This window comes from Micromonospora sp. NPDC050276 (genome assembly GCF_044459545.1).
Classification (GTDB): Bacteria; Actinomycetota; Actinomycetes; order Mycobacteriales; family Micromonosporaceae; genus Micromonospora.
Map to the genome: position 1 here is coordinate 363026 of NZ_JBITJA010000007.1, position 19683 is coordinate 382708.

Genomic DNA, 19683 nt, shown 5'->3' on the forward strand with positions numbered 1-19683 from the left:
GTCGGGTTGGGCCGTGTCAGCGTGTGCTGCGTCGGGTTGGGCCGTGTCAGCGTGTGCCGCGTCGGGCTGGGCTGCGTCAGCGTGTGTTGCGTCGGGTTGGGCTGCGTTGACCGGGTCCGCCTCGCTCGGTGCCGCGTCGGCCGGGGCGGTGGGGCCGGCGGCGAGGAACGCCTCGGCCCAGCGGCCCACCTCGTCGAAGACCTTCTTGCGTACGGCTGGGCCGGAGAGCGTGAGGTCGTGCAACCCGCCGTCGAAGCGGGCCAGGGTGACGTGGCGACCGAGGCGGGGCGCGTAGCGAACCATGTGCTCGACGTCCAGTACGGCGTCGGTCAGGGTCGCGTTGTCGTGCCACTTGGTGCCCCGGAAGGAGCGGGTCGAGCAGGCCAGCAGCACCGGCACCTGGATGTCCAGGCCAGCGCGGAGCCGCCGTTGCCCGGTGCGGATCGCGTTCAGCCAGCCGGCCCGGACCGGGAACCCGGCCAGCGGCTTCCACGCCAGGTCGTAGGTCCACTCGCCGCGGTGGTCGGAGTGGATGCTCTCGCCGTACACCGTGCCGAGCCCGAACGGGAGGATGCGGTGCGGCGCGCTGCGGCCCAGCCGGGACGCGGCGGCCGCGAGGGGTCGACGCACCACCCAGGGGGCGTTCAGGTCGAAGTAGGGGCTGTTGAGCACCAGGCCGTCGATGGTGCCGGTGTCGCGGCGGGCGTCCGCCCAGAGCGAGATGATCAGGCCGCCGGTTGAGTGGCCCATCGTCAGCAGGGTCTCGTGCCCGTCGTCCCTGCGGATGATCTCGGCGGCGGCGTCCAGCTCGGGGAAGTAGTCGCTGATGTCGCGGCAGAAGTTCGGGGTCTGACCGGGGAGCAGACTGCGGCCGTATTTGCGCAGGTCGAGCGCGTAGAAATCCCAGCCCCGCTCGGTGAAGAAGTCGGCCAGATGGGTCTGGAAGAAGTAGTCGACGAAGCCGTGCACATAGAGAACGGCCCGCCCGGTGGGGCCCTCGGCCCGCCGCCGGACCAGGGTCGCGACTACCGGCCCCTCGTCGTCGGTGCCCAGGTCGATCGTCTGCCGCTCATACGGCGGCCCCAACACGTCCGGTTCCACGAACGCGACGCTACGCCGCCAACCTACCCAGCGGTAGCCCCGCCGCCGCCCCCCGTTACCCCCGCCCGCCCCGCGCCCACCCCCCGTTACCCCCGCCCGCCCCGCGCCCACCCTGCGGGCCCCCGCCCGCCCGCCGCCGCCGCGATCTTGCACTTTCTGTCCCGGCATACGGGGTGAATGCCGCTGTTCGGCGACAGAAAGTGCAAGATCGCGGGGCGGGGCGGGGCGGGGTTAGGCCGGTTCTGCGTCGGCGCGGGGGGTCTCGTCTTCCTCGGCCTGGGGCGGCGGGAGGTCGCGCAGGTGTTTGTTGTGCCGAGGCTCCTGGCGGGTCTTGGCGTCGTTGAGCCGGCGGCGCAGGTCGTCGCGGACGTCGTTGAGGGCGGCGTGCAGGTCCTCCTCGGCGGAGGTGGTGACGATCTTCTGCCGGCCGGCGATCCAACACTCCAGGGTGACCTTCTGGCCGCGCGCCTCCCGGTCCTTCACCGATACCTCCAGCTCGGTGGCGTCGGCGTGGAAGCCGGCGAGCCGGGCGTCGAGGGTGGCGAACTGCTCGGCGATCCAGTTGCGGTCGCCCTGCGAGAACCCGGCGCCCACCCGCAGGCACTCAGCCACGGTGGCCGGGTTCGCCACGGCGCTCATCGCCGCGCCTCGGAAGCGTTCGCGGAGCCGATGGTAGTGATCATCATGGCGCTGACCTCTCGTCGACGTGGAGCTGTCGGTGGTGCGTTGATCAAGTCCTTACCCAGTTCGACATGGCTGGGAAACCGTGGGCGGCGGGCCGGGCGGGTTGGGCGTACCACATCCGAGCGTGATCAGGGCGTTGTCCACAGGTGGGCTCGTCGTCCACAGGTTGGGTCCGGGCGCTGGCGATGCCCCGCCTCAGCGTCGAGGCTCGGTGTCGAGTCGACTCGCGCTGGCAGGCCCCGATCCCCCTGGAGGGACGATGTTCGACACCAACGTAACGATTGTCGGTAATGTCATGACCGCGCCACAATGGCGGCGTACGACCCAGAGCAACACTCTGGTGGCCAACTTCAAGGTCGCCTCCACCGCCCGCCGACTCGATCGGGACAGCGGCCGATGGGTTGACGGCAACTCGCTCCGCGTCCGCGTCAACTGCTGGCGCAAGCTCGCTGAGGGGGTAGCGGCCTCGATCATGGTCGGCGATCCGGTGGTGGTCTGCGGGCGGCTCTACACCCGCGACTGGACCGACGACGCCGGCAACCACCGCACGCTCTACGAGCTGGAGGCGGTCGCCGTCGGCCATGACCTGTCCCGGGGCCGGGCCCGCTTCCTGCGCAATCGGCCGAGCATGACGACCAGCACCGTCGAGGACGGGGAGGCCGAGAGTCGGGTGCAGGGCGAGCCGACCGAGCCGGTGCCGACCGGGGAGGCACCTGTGCTGCCCGACGACCGTCCGCTGGACGACGACTTCGAGCTGCCCGACTACGCCGAGCTGCGAACCAACCCGCTCGGCACCGTCCCGGAGGACGACGACATTTCCGCGAGCGGTGAGGTTTCCGAGTTGGCTCCGCCGCCCCGTGCGACCGACGACGACGCCGACGCCGACGTTGACCTGGACCTCGAACTGGGGCCGGTGCCGGACGAGGGGCAGCCGGAGTCGACGCCGTCCGGTCGCGGGCGGCGTGGTCGGGGCCGGGTCCCGCAGCCAGCCTGACCCGATCGATCCGGCCGTCGCCGGTCGAATGGCGATCAAGTTGCCTGAGGTCCGGTGCCGGTCGTGAATGCCGCCGCGCAACGGCACCCCAAGATGCGGCGCGGCGCGGTGCGGTGCGACGGGGGCGGGGTGGCGGCGCGACCAGCGTCGTCACCCCGCGTGACGAGCGTCGGCGGGCCAGCCCCGCCTGTTCGCTCCACGGGTTCTCGTCGCCGGTGCGGCACCGTGGGTTGGGTTTGTGCACGGGGTGCTCGTCTAGGCTGGCCGGCCGGAGGTGGTGCGGGTGCGACGGACAGCGCCGATGGCGAACGCGGCGGGGCTGCTCGCCGGGTACGCGCTGGACAGGTTGCTCGGCGACCCACGCCGGTGGCACCCGGTGGCCGGCTTCGGGCGGGCCGCGGGCGTACTGGAGCGCCGCCTCTACCGCCCGGACCGGACGGCGGGAACGGCATTCACCGCGCTGGCCGTCGGCGGCCCGGTGCTGCTCGGGGCGGCCGCCGCGGTGGCTACCCGGCACCGGCCGGTGACCCGGGCGGTGCTCGTGGCGGCCGGCACGTGGACCGTGCTGGGGGGTCGCACGCTGCGGCACGAAGCAACCGTCATGGGCCGGACGCTGCGCGACGGCGACCTGCCCGCTGCCCGGCGACGTCTCGGACACCTCTGCGGGCGGGACCCGTCGACGCTGGGCGAGTCGGAGTTGGCCCGCGCCACCGTCGAGTCGGTCGCGGAGAACACCTCCGACGCGGTCGTCGCTCCGCTGCTCTGGGGCGCGGTCGCGGGTCTGCCCGGGTTGCTGGGTTACCGCGCGGCGAACACCCTCGACGCGATGGTCGGGCACCGGTCGCCGCGCTACGGGCGGTTCGGCACCCCGGCCGCCCGACTGGACGACGTGCTCAACCTGGTGCCGTCCCGGCTGACCGGGCTGCTCACCATCGCCGTCGCGCCAGTAGCGAACGGGGACCGGCAGCGCGCCTGGCAGGTGTGGCGGCGTGACCGCAACGACCACCCGAGTCCCAATGCCGGGCAGTGCGAGGCGGCGATGGCCGGGGCGCTCGGCGTCCGCCTCGGCGGCCGCAACGTCTACTTCGGGCGCTCCGAGGTGCGGCCGTTCCTCGGCGACGGGCCCCGTCCCGAGGCACGGCACCTGAAGCGGGCCGCCCGGATCTCCGGCGCGGTGGGGCTGGCCGCCGTCGGGCTGGCCGCCGCGTACCCGGTGACTCTCGGCCGCCTCGTCGGTGCCGTGAGCAGGCGCGCACTGATCGGGGTGCGACGGGGGAGCGGGCGGTGAGCGGCGGGCTGCTGGTCGCCGGCACGACGTCCGACGCGGGCAAGAGCGTGCTCACCGCCGGCATCTGCCGCTGGCTGCACCGGCAGGGCATGAAGGTGGCGCCGTACAAGGCGCAGAACATGTCGAACAACTCGGCGGTGGTCGTCGGGCCGGACGGGCGCGGCGGCGAGATCGGGCGGGCCCAGGCCATGCAGGCTGCGGCGTGCGGGCTCGCACCCGACCTGCGGTTCAACCCGGTGCTGCTCAAGCCGGGCAGCGACCTGGCCAGTCAGGTGGTGCTGCTGGGCGAGGCGGTCGACACGATCACCGCCGGCACCTTCCGGCAGCTGCGTCCACGGCTCGCCGAGACCGCGTACGCGGCGCTGGCCGAGCTGCGCGAGGCGTACGACGTGGTGATCTGCGAGGGGGCCGGTAGTCCCGCGGAGATCAACCTGCGGGCCGGTGACTACGTCAACATGGGGCTGGCCCGGCACGCCAACCTGCCCACCATCGTCGTCGGCGACATCGACCGGGGCGGTGTCTTCGCCTCGATGTTCGGCACCGTGGCCCTGCTCGACCCGGCCGACCAGGCGCTGATCGCCGGCTTCGTGATCAACAAGTTCCGGGGCGATCTGGGGCTGCTCCAGCCCGGTCTGGACATGCTGCGGCAGGTCACCGGCCGCCCCACGTACGGCGTGCTGCCCTGGGCACTGGACCTGTGGCTCGACGCGGAGGACTCACTCGCCTACGGTCGGGTGCTCGGCCGACCCGCCGCCCCGCACGGCACCGAATGGCTGGATGTGGCCGTCGTCCGCCTACCCCGGATCAGCAACGCCACCGACGTGGAGGCACTCGCCACCGAGCCGGGCGTCCGCGTACGCCTCACCATCGAACCGGCCGAGCTCGCCGCCGCCGACCTGGTCGTCCTGCCCGGCTCGAAGTCCACCGTCGCCGACCTCGCCTGGCTACGTGAGACGGGCCTCGCCGACGCGGTGGTCACCCATGTGGCGGCCGGTAAGCCCCTGCTCGGCCTGTGCGGCGGTTTCCAGATGCTCGGCCGGGCCATCCACGACCCGGTGGAGAGTCGGCAGGGCAGCGTGTCCGGGCTCGGCCTGCTGCCCATCGAGATCACCTTCGATCCGCGCAAGACCGTCCGGCAGTCGGTGGGCACCGGCCACGGCGGGCTACCGGTGCGTGGCTACGAGATCCACCACGGGTACGTCTCACAGACCGACCCCAGCCTGACCCCGCTGCTGACCGGCGACGACGGCGTCGGAGAGGGAGCCGTGCTCGGTGCGGTGCACGGGACGCACTGGCACGGGGCGTTCGAGTCAGACGGGTTCCGCCGGTGGTTCCTCACCGAGTCGGCTCGCCTGGCCGGCCGCAGCGGGTTCCGGGTCGCACCGGCCACCAGCTTCGCCGCCGCCCGGGAACGCTCACTCGACCTGCTCGGCGACCTGGTCGAGGAACATCTGGACACCGACGCCCTCTGGCGTCTCATCGAAACCGGCCCGCCCGCGGACCTCCCGTTCATCCCACCCGGCCCCCCACCGGCGTGACCGGCCCGCCGTCCCATCCGGACTGTCGGGCGGGGGCCGTGCCCGGGGGTAGCGCGGGGTGTGGGGCCGGGGCGGCAGCGCGGAGTGTGGGGCCGGGCCGGGCCCAGCGAGGCATGATCACGCACGATCCTTGTCGTAGTGGCCTCCGGGGCGACGGAGGGGCCTGGTTCCTGGATCGAGCGTGATCTTGGCGCGGGCGGCGGGCCGCCGGGGTGGGCGGGCGGCGGGCTCGACGGCCTGGGCGGGCGGTGCGCCGACCAGGCTGAGTGGGCGGCGGGCCGACCAGGCTGGGCGGTCGGCGGGATCGGCGGGCCGACCAGGCTGGGCGGTCGGCGGGCTCGACGGCCTGGACGGGCTGGGCGGGCGGGCGACGGATTGGGCGAGGCGGGAATCAGGGGCGGATGTCGGCGGGGCGGTCGGTTGTGGGCAGCCCGGCGGCGAGCCAGGCGTCCACGCCGCCGATCATGTCGGTGGCCCGACGCAACCCGAGGGTTTGCAGGCTGGCGGCGGCCAGGCTGGAGCTGTAGCCCTGTCGGCACACCAGCACGATCTCCCGGTCGTAGCCGGTGGCCTCCGGGATCCGCCAGGCGCTGGCCGGATCGAGCCGCCACTCCAGTACGGTCCGGTCGATGACGACCGCACCAGGCAGGTCGCCCTGTTCGCGGCGCTGCAGTTCGGTACGGGTGTCGACCAGCAACGCACCGCCTCGGACCGCCTCGACGGTCTGCTGCGGAGTCAGTCGGTGCAGCCCGGCGCGGGCCTGTTCGAGCAGGGCGTCTATACCGGGGCTCATCACGTCTCGGAGCACCACCCGATCATGCCGATTCGGTGGCACGTCGGACGGCGAACGGGCCGCCCGTCACCCGTCGCCGCCCCAATTCCCCCGGACGTGACAGTGCCCGGCCGGGGCGGTCAGCCGGACGGGTCACCGTGGCCGCCGCCGACCGCCCACACGACATGATCGACACGGCTTTCCTGACGTCGCGGTGTCCCGCCGACAGGGATACCGCGAATTCAATGAACCGGAGTCGATCACGGATGAAGCCCGGAGTCGATCACGCCGTTCGGGGGGCGCGGCGGCATACTTCGGGCATGCACCACGGGAGGTTGCACTGAACCCGGAGACTGGCCGGCCGACCGTGGCGGTCGTCGAGGCGTACGCCGAAATGGCTCGTCGGGTGCTCGCGGGCCCGGCGCGGTTGGGGCGGACCCGGCTGGTGGCGGTCGACGGGCCGAGCGGCGCGGGTAAGAGCCGGTTCGCCGCGCGGCTCGCGGATGCCCTGGCGGGGCCGCTCGGCGGCCGACCGCCGGTGGTGCACACCGACGACCTGCTCGATGGGTGGGACGACCAGATCACCTTCTGGCCCCGGCTCGACCGGGGAGTGCTCGCCCCGCTGCGTCGGGGGGAGCCCGGTGCCTACCGGCGGTACAGCTGGGTCCGGCAACGCTTTCTGCCCCGGCCGGTGCCGGTGCCGGTGGCACCGGTGCTGGTGTTGGAGGGGGTCACCGCAGCCCGAGCGGTCGTCCGGCCGGAGTTGACGCTGGCCGTGTTCGTCACCGCGCCCGCGCCGCTGCGGCTCGATCGCGCGGTTGCCCGGGACGGGCTGGAGATCCTGCCGGAGCTGCGCCGCTGGCATGCGGGGGAGCTGGCGCACTTCGCCGCCGACGAGACGGCGATTCACGCCGATCTGCTGGTCGACGGCGCGCCGACGTTGCCGCACGACGCGGACCGGTACTACGTGCGGATCGGTTGAGCGGGACGCCAGCCGTTGAGCAGGGCAGACCGGGCCGCACCCGGTCGGTGCCGGCCGGGCGGAGAGCGGTGACGGTACGGGCTCCGCCGGCACGCCCCGGTAAGGCCGGCATACGATGCCGGTCATGACCTCACCGATCATGTCCGAGTCCGAGGTGCGGGCCGCCGTCGAGCGGGAGATGCCTGGCGTACGGGCCGACCTGGAACGCCTCGTCCGCATCCCCGGCATCGCCTTCGAGGGCTTCGACCACTCGCACGTGGAACGCTCCGCCGAGGCGGTCGCCGAGCTGCTGCGCGGCTGCGGCCTGGACGTCGACATCGTGCGATCCGGCGGCCAGCCGGCGGTGATCGGCCGTCGGGCCGCTCCGCCCGGCGCTCCCACCGTGCTGCTCTACGCCCACCACGACGTCCAGCCGGTCGGCGACCAGTCGCTGTGGGAGTCCGACCCGTTCGAGCCGGTGGAGCGGGACGGCCGGCTCTACGCCCGGGGCGCGGCCGACGACAAGGCCGGCATCATGGCGCACGTCGCGGCGCTGCGCGCGTACGGCGACGCGCTGCCGGTCGGCGTGGTCCTCTTCATCGAGGGTGAGGAGGAGTACGGCTCCGACTCGCTGGAGCAGCTGCTGACCGAGCACCGCGACGAGATCGCCTCCGACGTCATCGTGATCGCCGACTCCGGCAACTGGGACATCGGCGTACCGGCGCTGACCACCTCGCTGCGGGGCATCGTCAACTGCTTCGTCGAGGTGCGCACGCTGGACCACGCGGTGCACAGCGGCATGTTCGGCGGCGCGGTGCCGGACGCGCTCACCGCCCTGGTCCGGCTGTTGGCGACGCTGCACGACGACGCCGGTGACGTGGCCGTGGCCGGGCTGGTCGGCCGCGAGGGCGCCACCGTCGACTACCCGGAGGATCGGGTCCGGGCCGAGGCGGGGCTCGCCGAGGGCGTGCAGTTCATCGGCACCGGCCGGATCACCGACCGGCTCTGGACCAAGCCGGCGCTGGCCATCCTCGGTGTCGACGCGCCGTCCACCGGCGAGGCGCCGAACGCCCTGGTCCCGGCCGCGAAGGCGAAGCTCAGCATCCGCCTGGCTCCGGGCGACGACCCCAAGCGGGCGTACGCGGCGGTGCGCGCGCACCTGGAGCAGCACGCGCCGTGGGGCGCGCAGGTGACTGTCACGTTCGAACACGACGGCGACCCGTGCGTGATCGACGCGTCCGGGCCGATGTTCGACGCCGCCCGTGCGGCCTTCCGGGCCGCCTGGGACGGCACCGACCCGGTGGACATCGGCGTCGGCGGTTCGATCCCGTTCATCGCCACCTTCCAGGAGATGTTCCCGAAGGCGGCGATCCTGGTGACCGGTGTGGAGGACCCGCACGCCCGCGCGCACGGCCCGAACGAGAGTCTGCACCTCGGGGAGTTCGCCCGGGTCTGCCTCGCCGAGGCGCTGTTGCTGGGCAAGGTGGCGGCCGCGGCAGGTTAGGCGTCAGAACGGCAACTTCGGGCCTGATCTGGCAGTTTACGGCGTGTCGAGGCGTCGTCTGTTATAGCCTTTCGTACATGAGTACGAACGAGGTGATGGCCCGGTTGGGGGCCGCTGTCAGCGCACTGGGAGACGTCGACGTCTCCGCGTGGTCCGAGGACACGCTCAACGAACAGCTCGGTGAGCTCTCCGCCGCCCTGGTCGCCCTCGACTCGGTGCTCTCCCGGGTCGCCGGTGAGGTCCGCGCCCGAGGGTTGCGCATCGAGGAGCCCGTCTCCGCGTAGGGCGTGTTGCGGGAGCAGGCCCTGATCCCGTCGTCCGCGTGAGCGGGCGGCACCTGCCGACACCGCCCCGGGCACGGCAATGCCCGGGCGGTGTCGGAGGTGACTGGCAGGATGAGCTGCGTGCGGTTCCTCGATCTGGCAGCCACCTCCGCCGCCGTCGGCGCCACCAGCGGCCGGCGTGCCAAGGTGGAGCTGCTCGCTGATGCGCTGCGCCGGCTCGACCCCGGCGAGGTCGAGCCGGGCGCCGGCTACCTCGCCGGTGAGCTGCGCCAACGGCAGACCGGCGTCGGCTACGCGAGCCTGCGGGACCTGCCACCACCGGCCGCCGAGCCGACGCTGACCGTGGCCGCCGTCGACGCGGCCATCGGGCAGATCGCCGCGGTGCACGGCTCGGGCTCGCAGGCTCGGCGTCGGGCACTGCTCGGTGCCCTCTACGCGGCGGCGACGGCCGACGAGCAGCGCCTGCTCACCGGTCTGTTCAGTGGCGAGCTACGCCAGGGCGCCCAGGCCGGCCTCCTCGCCGACGCGGTGGCCCGGGCCGCCGACGTGCCGGTGGCGACGGTCCGCCGGGCGCTGCTGCTCGCCGGTGACCTGCGGGCCGTGGCGGTCGCCGCGCTGTCCGGCGGAGCCGCCGAGCTGGCCGGCTTCGGTCTGCGGGTCGGTCGACCGCTGGCGCCGATGCTCGCGCAGAGCGCCTCCTCGGTCGACGAGGCGCTCGCCGCGACCGGCACGCCGGCAGTGGTCGACGTGAAGCTCGACGGCATCCGCATCCAGGTGCACCGCTCCGGTGCCGACATCGCCGTCTTCACCCGCAGCCTCGACGAGATCACCACCCGGGTGCCCGAGGTGGTTGCCGCGGTCCGTGCCCTGCCCGGCCGGGAGTTGGTGCTCGACGGCGAGGCGATCGGCCTGGACGAGACCGGCCGTCCGCTGCCGTTCCAGCAGACGTCGAGTCGGGCCGCCCGACGCACCACTCCCAGCACCACCGGGCGCACACCGGTCGCCCCGGCGGTGCTCGCGGCGGCCGCCAGCACGGGCACGACGGTGCTCACCCCGTACTTCTTCGACCTGCTGCACCTCGACGGTGAGGATCTGATCGACCTTCCCGGCCGGGAGCGGTGGGCCGCCCTCGCCGGTTCGGTGGATTCGTCGCTGCTGGTCGGGCGGATGGAGGTCGACGGCCCGGAGCAGGCCGCCGCCGCGTTCGCCGCGGCGCTCGACGCCGGGCAGGAGGGCGTGGTGGTCAAGGCACCGGACGCCCCCTACGACGCCGGCCGGCGTGGCGCCGCCTGGGTCAAGGTCAAGCCACGGCACACCCTCGACCTGGTGGTGCTCGCCGTCGAGTGGGGCAGTGGCCGACGAAAGGGCTGGCTCTCCAACCTGCACCTGGGCGCGCGGGACGCGCGCACCGGCGAGTTCGTCATGCTCGGCAAGACGTTCAAGGGGCTCACCGACGAGTTGCTGCGCTGGCAGACCGAACGGTTCCTCGACCTCGCGGTGGAACGCGGCGACTGGGTGGTCCGGGTCCGGCCCGAGCAGGTGGTGGAGATCGCCTTCGACGGGGTGCAGACCAGCTCGCGCTATCCGGGAGGGATGGCGCTGCGGTTCGCCCGGGTGGTGCGCTATCGCGACGACAAGTCCGCCGCCGAGGCGGACACCATCGACGCGGTCCGCGCCATCCACACCGGCCGTCCCACCGGCTGACCGACCGGGGCGGCCCGCGTCAGGCGGTCGCGGTCGGTGCGGGTTCGGCGGCTCGGTCCAGCGGAGCCTCGGTGGTGCCGATGCCGGCGGCCCGGCGGGCCTCCCGGCGGGCCACCCAGCCGTAGCCGAACAGGGCCATCACCGCGAACAGCCACCACTGCACGACGTAGCCGAAGTTCTGCCAGTTGTTGGTGTGCCCGACCGGCACCGCCTTGAACACCGGATCCGCCGCCGGGGTCTGCTCGTCGAGCAGCAGGTAGGCGCCGTAGACCGGGTACGGAAGTTCACCGGCCAGCCGGGACACCCCGATCCGCCGGATCTCCAGCAGCCCGTCGCGACGGGCCACCGCACCGGCGCCGCTCTCGGTCTCGTGCACCCGACCGACCACCGTCACGTCGCCGGTCGGCGCGGCGGGCACCGACGGCTGGGCGGTCGCCCCACCGGGCGCCGGGGGGATCCAGCCCCGGTCCACCAGCAGCGCCGTGCCGTCGGCGAGCACCAGCGGGGTGAGCACCTCGAAGCCGACCCGGCTGTCCACCGTCCGACCCCGGACCAGCACGGTGTTCGTGGGGTCGTACCGGCCGGTGACGGTGATCCGGGTCCAGACCTTGTCCTCGGCGGGGGCCGGGCCGGCCGTCCCCGCGCCGCCGGTGGGCGCGCGCAGCGCGTCGGCGAGCGGCGCCGGGGCCATTCGCTGACCCGCGTCGATCCGCTCGTTGACCTCGGTCCGCCCCCGGTAGCGGTCCAGCTGCCAGTTGCCGAGGAACACCATGACGGCGGCGGCGACCAGGGTCAGCGCGAGGGCGCCCAGCCAGCGTGGGCTCAGCAGGAACCGGTACACGGCACCGAGGCTACTCGTATGACCGGCGCCACTGACCTGGACCGGGCCGGGAGCGGGCCAGCGTCGGGGTCGGGAGCGGGCCAGGGCCGGGCCGGGAGCGGGCCGGGGTCGGGCCGGGACTGCCTCAGGGGGCCGGGCCAGGGCTGAGTGGGCGGGCCCGGTTGGCGGTGCTCACGTCGCCAGCCGGGCGGGTATCGTCACGCCGACGGATCGGCCTCGGTCGTCCCGTCGCGTACCCGCCGCCGCTCGCGAGGAGTCGATGATGACCGTCGTGCCGCGCCTGGTGCTCAGCGCGCCGTCCTCCGGGCACGGTAAGAACGCGCTGGCGATCGGGCTGCTCGCCGCCCTGGCCGAGCGAGGGGTCGACGTCGCCGGGTTCAAGCTCGGCCCGGACCACGTCGACGCCGCCTACCTCGGTCTCGCCTCCGGTCGGCCGGGTCGGGTGATCGACCCCCGGTTGGTCGGCGTCGACCGGCTCGCCCCGCTGGTGGCGCACGGCGCCGCCGGTGCCGGGCTCGCCGTGGTGCAGGGCAGCATGGGGCTGTACGACTCGGTCGGTGGCCGCCCGGAGCAGGAGTCCACCGCCGCCGCGGCCGCCGCGCTGCGCAGCCCGGTGGTGCTCGTCGTCGACGTGGCCGCGATGGGTCAGTCGGTGGCGGCCCTGGTGCACGGTTTCCGCTCGTACGACGAGCAGTTGTGGCTCGGCGGGGTGATCCTCAACCGGGTGGCGTCGTCGCGGCACGAGGCGATGCTGCGCGAGGCGTTGGACGACGTGGGAGTGCCGGTCTACGGCGCGCTGCGTCGCCAGGACCTGCCGGCGGTGCTGCCGTCGCGGCGGCACGGGGTGGCACCGGTGGTCGACGACTCGGCCGACGCCGGCCGGGCGGTCCGCCGACTGGGCGAGGCCGTCGCCGCCACTGTCGACCTGGAACGGCTGCTCGGGCTGGCCCGCTCCGCTCCGCCGCTGCCGGCGCCGGCCTGGTCTCCCGAGGACGCCCTCGGCACGTTCGCCGCTCCGGCGAACCGCCCGCTGGTGGCGCTGGCCGGTGGGCCGGGCGGCAGCTTCAGCCATCCGGAGACCGCCGAGTTGCTCCGGGCCGCCGGCGCCGAGGTCGTCGTCGTCGACCCGCTGCGCGATGAGGCGCTGCCGGTCGGCACCCGCGCGCTGGTCGTCGGTGGCGCGCTGCCCGAGGCGTACGCCGAGCAGTTGTCGGCCAACCGGCGGCTCTGCATCGCGGTGGCCGAGTTGGCGCGGACCGGACGTCCGGTGATCGCCGAGGGTGCCGGGTTGCTCTGGCTGGCCCGGGAGCTGGACGGGCTGCCGATGTGCGGTGTCCTGGATGCGGTCGGCGTGAGTCGCGACGGGGTGGTGGCCGGCTACCGGGAGGCGACCGCCCAGACCGACAGCGTGGTCGCCGCCACCGGCACGGTGCTGGTCGGGCACAAGGCGCACCGCGCGGTGCTCACCCCCCGCGCCGGTCAGCGGCCGGCGTGGAGCTGGGACGGCGGTGCGCCGGAGGGCTTCGTCTGGCGCAACGTGCACGCCTCGCAGCTCACCCTGCACTGGGCCGGTCATCCGGCGACGGCCGCCCGGTTGGTCGCCGCGGCGGCGGCGGACCCGACGAGCGAGGTGGTGCCCGCGCAGCCCGGTGGGGTGTCGGTGTGATCGGTCAGGTGGCGGTGCGCCGCTTCCCGGAGTTGACCGTCTCCACCCCGCGCACCGAGGTGCGCCGGCTCACGGCGGCGGACGCGGCGGCGGCCGGGGAGATCTTCGCCGACAAGCTGACCCGTCGTTGGCTTCCGCTGCCCGACGACTCCGGCCCGATCGACGGGCACGCCTGGTGCACCGACCTGGCCCGGCAGCGGCGCGACAGCGGGGAGGGCGACCACTACGCGGTGCTCCGGCGGGAGGATGACCAGGTGGTGGGCTCGCTGTGGACGCGGCGTACCGACTGGGGCGCCCGCCTCACCGAGGTCTCCTACGCGATGGCGGCACACGCGCGGGGCTACGGCTTCGCCGCCGAGGCGGTCGACGCGGTGGCCATCGCGTTGATCCTGGAGCACGGTTTCCAACGGGTCGAGCTGCGGGTGGCGCCCGGCAACCTGGCCTCGCGCCGGGTCGCCGAGAAGGCCGGATTCAGCTACGAGGGTCTGCTGCGCAACGCCGGGTTCGTCAGCGGTGGCCGGGTGGATCTGGAGGTCTGGTCGTTCGTCGCCGCCGACCTACGCTGAGCCGCGCTGACCCGCTGACCCGCTGACCTGCTGACTCTCGCGCCGGTCAGCCGACGATGGCGTCCGATGGCGGGGTGAACTGGCGGGTCGGGGTGCCCTTCAGGCCGTCCCGCAGGGTCTCCGACACCGCTTTGATCGGGATTTGGGACTGCCCGTCACCGACCGCGTTGAACGGGTTGTCCGGGTCGGAGATGAAGCTCGCCGCGGCCAATTCCGGGGTGTAGCCGACGAACCAGGCCGACCGGGTGCTGTCCGTCGTACCGGTCTTGCCGGCCACCGGGCGCCCGACCGTGCCGCGCACGGTGTCGGCGGTGGACCAGCCGCCGCAGCTGCCGCGGGCCGGGGTGTCGCCGGTCGGGCAGCGGGCCGCGTCGGTGGCCGCCCGAGCGGCGTCCGCGCTGACCACCTGCCGGCAGCGTGGCTTGGCCACCTCCCGGTGCAGGCCGCCCGGGGTGGCGTAGGTGGCCGGCGTACCGTCCCGGTTCATGATCGCTTGCACCGGGATGGCCTCGCAGTAGCGGCCGTCGGCCGCGATGGCGGCGTAGGCGTTCGCCATCTCCAGCGGGGTGGCGTCGGAGACGCCCAGGGTGAACGCGCCCCACTTCTTCGCCTTGGTCGGGGACGCGTGGTCCCGGTCGACGTCGGTGCGCCACCGCAGCCCGAGTTGCTCGGCGAGCCGGACTGCCCGGTCCGCGCCGACCTGCTCCTCCAGCCACACGAAGTACGTGTTGACCGATTTGCCGAAGCCGGACCACATGGTCTGCTGACCGGACATGGCGCCGCTGGCGTTGGAGGGCGACCACCCGTCGTAGACCTCGGACCGGTAGCGGTGTGGCGCGTTGAACGAGGTGGAGAGGGGCATCCCCGCGTCGAGCGCGGCCAGCATCGGGAACATCTTGAACGTGGACCCGGCCTGGTAGCCCGCCAGGTCACCGCCGCCGAGCAGCGGTGCCACCGTGTTCGGGTAGTTGGCCTTCACCTTTGGTCCGGCCTCGGGATTGGAGCTCTGCGGGTTCTCCTCCAGATCCAGCGAGTACGTCCGGTTCACCGCCATCGCCTTCACCCGCCCGGTGCCCGGCTCGGAGACCACGATCCCGTTGGCGAACGGGCTGCCGGTGGCTTCCTTGGTGCCGACGCTCTTCTCCGCCGCCTCCTGGATCTTCGGGTCGAGGCTGAGCACGATCCGGTAACCGCCCCGGCGCAGGTTGTCCATCCGTTCCAGCCGGTTGGCCCCGAACGCGGGCTGGGCGCTCCACCAGTTCTTCAGGTAGTCGCAGGCGAAGCCCCAGCTGTTGTACTTCTCCGTCACCGCGGCGCAGTCGTGCGGTGGGGTGGTCAGCTTGAGCCGGATCGGCTCGGACTTGGCGGCGGCGGCCGAGTCGGGGGAGAGGTAGCCGAGCTGGCTCATCCGGTCCAGCACGTAGTTGCGCCGTCCGGTGGCCTCCTTCTGGTCGGAGTCGGCCGGGTCGTACTCGGACGGGGACTTGACCAGTCCGGCGAGGGTGGCGGCCTCGACCGGGGTGAGGTCCTTCGGGGTCTTGGAGAAGAAGATCTCGCTGGCCGCGTAGATGCCGTACGCCCGGTGCCCGAAGTACGCCGAGTTCAGGTAGCGCTCCAGGATCTGCTCCTTGCTCAGCTCCTTCTCCAGGTCCAGCGCCATCCGCATCTCCCTGACCTTGCGCAGGCTGGTCTGCTGGGTGGCTTCCTGGACCTCCTTGGGCGTGGTCGCGCTGTCCCGCAGGGCCATCCGGACGTACTGCATGGTCAGCGTCGAGGCGCCCTGGGAGACGCCGTTGGAGCGGGCGTTGGAGACGAAGGCCCGGGCCACGCCCTTCGGGTCGACGCCGTGGTGCTGGTAGAAGCGGGAGTCCTCGGCCGCGACGATCGCCTGCTGGATGTTCGGCGACATGTCCGACAGCTTGGTGTACTGCCGGTACTCCTCGTAGAACATGGTCAGCACGGTCTTGCCGTCCGGGGCGTAGAGGTACGAGGTCTCGGCGGGCAGGGCGGTTTTCAGCACCCGGGTCTTCTGGTCCACGGCGTGCGCGGTGGCCTTCGCGCCGAGCCCGGTGAGGGCGACCAGTGGGTACGCGGCGGCGGCGATCACGATTCCGGCGATCAGCCCGGCGCGCAGGAGAGGGACGAGACGACCAGCGGCAGCAAGGGGTCGGTTGCTCACGTGGTCAAGTTATGACATTTCCGATTCGTACATGAGAAGAACTCTTAAACCGGCGAGTGGTGACGTGGCTTACGTCGGGATCGACTGTCCCGCCGGCCGCCTTCCCGGCAGGATCGCGGACATGTGTGATCAGCCGCGTGCGGTCGCCCCGCCCGGCGGGGCCGAGCCGGACCTCGCGCACCACGGGGACGCGGAGGCGACCGCCGGCCTGATCGACCTCGCCGTCAACGTCCGTCGGGCGCGACCGCCCGCCTGGCTGGCCGACCCGATCGCCGCGACCCTGACCGACCTGGCCCGCTATCCGGACCCGGCGCCGGCCCGGGCGGCGGTCGCCGCCCGCCACCGCCGTCACCCGAACGAGGTGCTGCTCACCGCCGGCGCCGCCGAGGGCTTCGTGCTGATCGCCCAGGCGCTGCGCGGCGTCCGTCGCCCGGTGGTGGTGCATCCTCAGTTCACCGAGCCGGAGGCGGCGCTACGGGCGGCCGGACACCCGGTCGAGCGGGTGCTGCTGGACGCCGCCGACGACTTCCGGCTCGACCCGTCCCGGGTGCCCGCCGACGCCGACCTGGTGATGATCGGCAACCCGACGAACCCGACCTCGGTGCTGCACCCCGCCCAGACGCTGGCCGCGCTGGCCCGCCCCGGCCGGGTGCTGGTGGTCGACGAGGCGTTCGCCGACACCACCATCGCTCCCGGGCACCCCGGCGAACCGGAGTCGCTGGCCGAGCGCCGCGACCTGCCCGGGCTGCTCGTCGTGCGCAGCCTCACCAAGACCTGGGGGCTGGCCGGCCTGCGGATCGGCTACCTGCTCGGCGCCGCGGAGTTGCTGTCCCGGCTGGCCGCCGTCCAGCCGCTCTGGGCCGTCTCCACACCCGCGCTGGCGGCCGCGTCGGCCTGCGCCAGCCCCGTCGCGGTCCAGGCCGAACGCGCGATCGCCGCCGACCTCGCCGCCGACCGCGACCACCTGGTCGCGCGCCTCGCCGACCTGCCCGGTGTACGCGTCGTCGGCCGTCCCGCCAGCGCGTTCGTCCTGCTGCACCTGCCGGGCGCGACCCCGATCCGGGCCGCCCTGCGCGAGCGCGGCTGGGCGGTGCGCCGAGGCGACACGTTCCCCGGGCTCGGCCCGGACTGGCTGCGGGTGGCGGTACGCGACCGAAACACCACCGACGCGTTCATCGAGGTGCTACGCGAGACCATGGAGGCATGATGCTGGAGACCACGATCGCGGCGATCCGCCCGGCGGACGAGGCGGCCATGGCCGCCGCCCGGGAGCTGCACGGCCGGCTCACCAAGCCGGCCGGCTCGCTGGGCGCGCTGGAGGAACTGTCGGTACGCCTCGCCGGCCTGGCCGGGGCCTGCCCGCCACCGCTGCCCGAGCCGGCCGCGGTGGCGATCTTCGCCGGTGACCACGGGGTGCACGCCCAGGGGGTGACGCCCTGGCCGCAGGAGGTCACCGCCCAGATGATCGGCAACTTCCTGGCCGGTGGTGCGGTGGTGAACGCGTTCGCCCGACAGGCCGGCGCGTCGGTCACCGTCGTCGACGTCGGCGTGGCCACCCCGCTGCCCGCCGAACCCGTCGCGGCGCCGGCCGTCCTCGACCCGGCCGTGCCCCGACTGGTTGTCGCGTCGGTCCGCCGGGGCACCCGAGACCTCGCGGTGACGGCCGCGCTCACCCGGGACGAGGCGCTGGCGGCGGTGCAGACCGGCATCCGGATCGCCGACGAGCTGATCGACGCCGGTGCCGGCATCCTGCTCACCGGTGACATGGGCATCGGCAACACCACCCCGGCGGCCGCGCTGATCGCCGCGTTCACCGGCGCCGACCCGCTGGACGCCACCGGTCGGGGCACCGGGGTCGACGACCCGACGTACGCCCACAAGGTGGCCGTGGTGCGGGCCGCGCTGGCCCGGCACGCGCCCGACCCGGCCGACCCGCTGGGCGTGCTGGCCGCCGTCGGTGGCCTGGAGCACGCCGCCCTGGCCGGCTTGATCCTGGGGGCTGCGGCCCGCCGGACGCCGGTGCTGCTGGACGGCGTGATCGCGGTCTCGGCCGCGCTCGCCGCCGCCGCGTTCGCCCCGGCGGCGGTCGACGCCATGGTCGCCGGGCACCGCTCGGCCGAGCCCGGTGCGAGGGTGGCGCTACGGCACCTCGGCCTCGACCCGCTGATCGACCTGGGGCTGCGCCTCGGCGAGGGCACCGGCGCGCTGCTGGCGTTGCCCGTGGTCACCGGCGCGGTACGGGTGCTGCACGAGGTGGCCACCTTCGACTCCGCCGGGGTGTCGGAGAAGTGACCACGCGCAGCGAGCGAACCGTCCCCCTCGGCGGTGCGACGTGACCCCCAATCCGTACCCTCTGGGTCTGCGGCTGGCCGGGCGGCGGGTGGTCGTGGTGGGTGGTGGGGCGGTCGCCACCCGGCGCGTGCCCGCGTTGCTGGATGCCGGCGCGGACGTCCTGCTGGTGGCCCCGGAGCTGACCCCGGCGCTGCGCGCCCGGGTGGACGCGGGTCGGTTGCACTGGGTGCCGCGTCGGTTCGAGCCCGCGGACCTGGACGGCGCGTGGCTGGTGCAGGTGGCGATCGACGACCCGATGGCGGCGGCTTCGGTGAGCGCCGTCGCCGCCGAGCGGCGGATCTTCTGCGTCCGGGCCGACGACCGGACGGCCGCCACGGCCTGGACCCCGGCGGTGACCCGGCACGGCCCGGTCACCGTGGCGGTGCTCGGCGGCGGCGACCCCCGCCGCGCGATGACCGTCCGCGACGCGATCCGCGACCTGCTCGCGGTCCGCCTGGAATCGGACGGAAGCGCACCGACGCGGAGCCGACCCGACGCTTCGACTGCGACGACCGGTACGACCGGCGGACGGCAGACCGGACGGGTGGCGCTGGTCGGTGCGGGGCCCGGCGACCCGGAGCTGATCACCGTGAAGGGTTGGCGGCTGCTCACCGAGGCGGACGTGGTGGTCGCCGACCGGCTGGTACCCGGGCTGCTGCTCGACGAGCTGCGCCCCGACGTCGAGCTGGTGGACGCCTCGAAGATCCCCTACGGCCCGTCCCGTGCTCAGGAGGAGATCAACCAGATCCTGGTCGACCGGGCCCTGGCCGGCGCCGTCGTGGTGCGACTCAAGGGCGGCGACCCGTACGTCTTCGGCCGCGGCGGCGAGGAGCTGCTGGCCTGCGCGGCGGCCGGCGTGCCGGTGACCGTGGTGCCCGGCGTGACCAGCTCGATCGCCGCCCCCGCCGCGGCCGGCATCCCGGTCACCCACCGGGCGGTGGCGCACGAGTTCACAGTGGTCTCCGGGCACGTGGCGCCCGACTCGCCGGCTTCGCTGGTGCGCTGGGACGCCCTCGCCGGTCTGCGCGGGACGCTGGTGATCCTGATGGGGCTCAAGAACCTCGCCGCCATCACGGCCACCCTGATCGCGCACGGCCGGTCGCCGCAGACGCCGGCTGCCGTCGTCCAGGAAGCCACCACGGGCGCCCAGCGGGTGCTGCGGTCCACGCTGGGCGCGGTGGCCGCCGAGGCTCTTACCGCCGACCTACGCCCGCCCGCCGTCGTGGTGGTGGGCGACGTGGTGGGGGCACTCGATGGCTGAAGGAGGGGT

The 19683-nt window shown here is 73.8% G+C and carries 15 protein-coding genes and 3 pseudogenes; 13 read left to right on the plus strand and 5 right to left on the minus strand.

Annotated elements, in window-relative coordinates; all coding sequences use genetic code 11:
* Positions 1 to 99: 99 nt before the first annotated feature.
* Positions 100 to 1101, minus strand: a pseudogene (locus tag ACIBF8_RS18165) (alpha/beta hydrolase); the annotation flags it as partial.
* 231 nt (positions 1102 to 1332) lie between these two features.
* Entirely contained in the window at positions 1333 to 1740 is a 408-nt protein-coding gene (locus ACIBF8_RS18170) for an HPF/RaiA family ribosome-associated protein (protein WP_396784225.1), read from the minus strand.
* Positions 1741 to 2044: 304 nt separating this feature from the next.
* Here ACIBF8_RS18170 and ACIBF8_RS18175 point away from each other — a divergent pair, with 304 nt between their 5' ends.
* The 3 genes from ACIBF8_RS18175 (at position 2045) to ACIBF8_RS18185 (ending at position 5605) form a co-directional block, all read left to right on the plus strand.
* The gene (locus ACIBF8_RS18175; protein WP_396784227.1) at positions 2045 to 2779 is read left to right on the plus strand and encodes a single-stranded DNA-binding protein; all 735 of its coding nucleotides are present in this window, start codon (positions 2045 to 2047) and stop codon (positions 2777 to 2779) included.
* Positions 2780 to 3080: 301 nt separating this feature from the next.
* Positions 3081 to 4067, plus strand: a complete 987-nt coding sequence (locus ACIBF8_RS18180) for a cobalamin biosynthesis protein (RefSeq protein WP_396784339.1) — start codon at positions 3081 to 3083, stop codon at positions 4065 to 4067.
* On the plus strand, positions 4064 to 5605 hold the full coding sequence (locus ACIBF8_RS18185) for a cobyric acid synthase (protein ID WP_396784229.1): 1542 nt from the start codon (positions 4064 to 4066) through the stop codon (positions 5603 to 5605). The genes ACIBF8_RS18180 and ACIBF8_RS18185 overlap by 4 nt, the downstream gene beginning before the upstream one ends.
* A gap of 391 nt (positions 5606 to 5996) precedes the next feature.
* Here the strand turns inward: ACIBF8_RS18185 and ACIBF8_RS18190 are convergent, their stop codons facing one another.
* Positions 5997 to 6398, minus strand: coding sequence for a rhodanese-like domain-containing protein (locus ACIBF8_RS18190; protein ID WP_145785474.1), 402 nt, complete (start codon positions 6396 to 6398; stop codon positions 5997 to 5999).
* A gap of 373 nt (positions 6399 to 6771) precedes the next feature.
* Between ACIBF8_RS18190 and ACIBF8_RS18195 the strand changes: the two genes are divergently transcribed.
* From ACIBF8_RS18195 to ACIBF8_RS18210, 4 genes are all read left to right on the plus strand, one after another.
* The gene (locus ACIBF8_RS18195) at positions 6772 to 7359 is read left to right on the plus strand and encodes a uridine kinase (RefSeq protein ID WP_396784340.1); all 588 of its coding nucleotides are present in this window, start codon (positions 6772 to 6774) and stop codon (positions 7357 to 7359) included.
* A 139-nt stretch (positions 7360 to 7498) separates the two neighbouring features.
* A complete protein-coding gene (locus tag ACIBF8_RS18200; RefSeq protein ID WP_396784342.1) occupies positions 7499 to 8842 on the plus strand; it encodes a dipeptidase in 1344 nt (447 codons plus the stop codon).
* A gap of 77 nt (positions 8843 to 8919) precedes the next feature.
* Entirely contained in the window at positions 8920 to 9126 is a 207-nt protein-coding gene (locus ACIBF8_RS18205) for a hypothetical protein (protein ID WP_030333429.1), read from the plus strand.
* A gap of 111 nt (positions 9127 to 9237) precedes the next feature.
* A complete protein-coding gene (locus ACIBF8_RS18210) occupies positions 9238 to 10830 on the plus strand; it encodes an ATP-dependent DNA ligase (protein ID WP_396784230.1) in 1593 nt (530 codons plus the stop codon).
* A gap of 19 nt (positions 10831 to 10849) precedes the next feature.
* Here ACIBF8_RS18210 and ACIBF8_RS18215 read toward each other — a convergent pair whose 3' ends face one another.
* Entirely contained in the window at positions 10850 to 11671 is an 822-nt protein-coding gene (locus ACIBF8_RS18215) for an SURF1 family protein (RefSeq protein WP_396784231.1), read from the minus strand.
* A 262-nt stretch (positions 11672 to 11933) separates the two neighbouring features.
* On the opposite strand from ACIBF8_RS18215, the gene ACIBF8_RS18220 reads away from it, so the two are divergent.
* On the plus strand, positions 11934 to 13337 hold the full coding sequence (locus tag ACIBF8_RS18220) for a cobyrinate a,c-diamide synthase (RefSeq protein ID WP_396784232.1): 1404 nt from the start codon (positions 11934 to 11936) through the stop codon (positions 13335 to 13337).
* Positions 13334 to 13903, plus strand: a complete 570-nt coding sequence (locus ACIBF8_RS18225) for a GNAT family N-acetyltransferase (RefSeq protein ID WP_396784233.1) — start codon at positions 13334 to 13336, stop codon at positions 13901 to 13903. Before ACIBF8_RS18220 ends, ACIBF8_RS18225 begins: the two co-directional genes overlap by 4 nt.
* A gap of 46 nt (positions 13904 to 13949) precedes the next feature.
* Here the strand turns inward: ACIBF8_RS18225 and ACIBF8_RS18230 are convergent, their stop codons facing one another.
* A complete protein-coding gene (locus tag ACIBF8_RS18230) occupies positions 13950 to 16082 on the minus strand; it encodes a transglycosylase domain-containing protein (RefSeq protein ID WP_396784235.1) in 2133 nt (710 codons plus the stop codon).
* Between the two features lie 121 nt (positions 16083 to 16203).
* Here ACIBF8_RS18230 and cobC point away from each other — a divergent pair, with 121 nt between their 5' ends.
* The 4 genes and pseudogenes from cobC to cobA all read left to right on the plus strand — a co-directional run.
* Complete coding sequence (gene cobC / locus ACIBF8_RS18235) at positions 16204 to 17289, plus strand: Rv2231c family pyridoxal phosphate-dependent protein CobC (protein WP_396784237.1); 1086 nt, start codon at positions 16204 to 16206, stop codon at positions 17287 to 17289.
* Positions 17289 to 18374: a nicotinate-nucleotide--dimethylbenzimidazole phosphoribosyltransferase gene (gene cobT / locus ACIBF8_RS18240; RefSeq protein WP_396784344.1), complete on the plus strand. Its 1086-nt coding sequence runs from the start codon at positions 17289 to 17291 to the stop codon at positions 18372 to 18374. Before cobC ends, cobT begins: the two co-directional genes overlap by 1 nt.
* A 40-nt stretch (positions 18375 to 18414) precedes the next feature.
* Positions 18415 to 18864: pseudogene (locus ACIBF8_RS18245) on the plus strand (bifunctional precorrin-2 dehydrogenase/sirohydrochlorin ferrochelatase); the annotation flags it as partial.
* Between the two features lie 87 nt (positions 18865 to 18951).
* A pseudogene (gene cobA / locus ACIBF8_RS18250) lies at positions 18952 to 19674 on the plus strand (uroporphyrinogen-III C-methyltransferase); the annotation flags it as partial.
* Positions 19675 to 19683 lie beyond the last annotated feature (9 nt).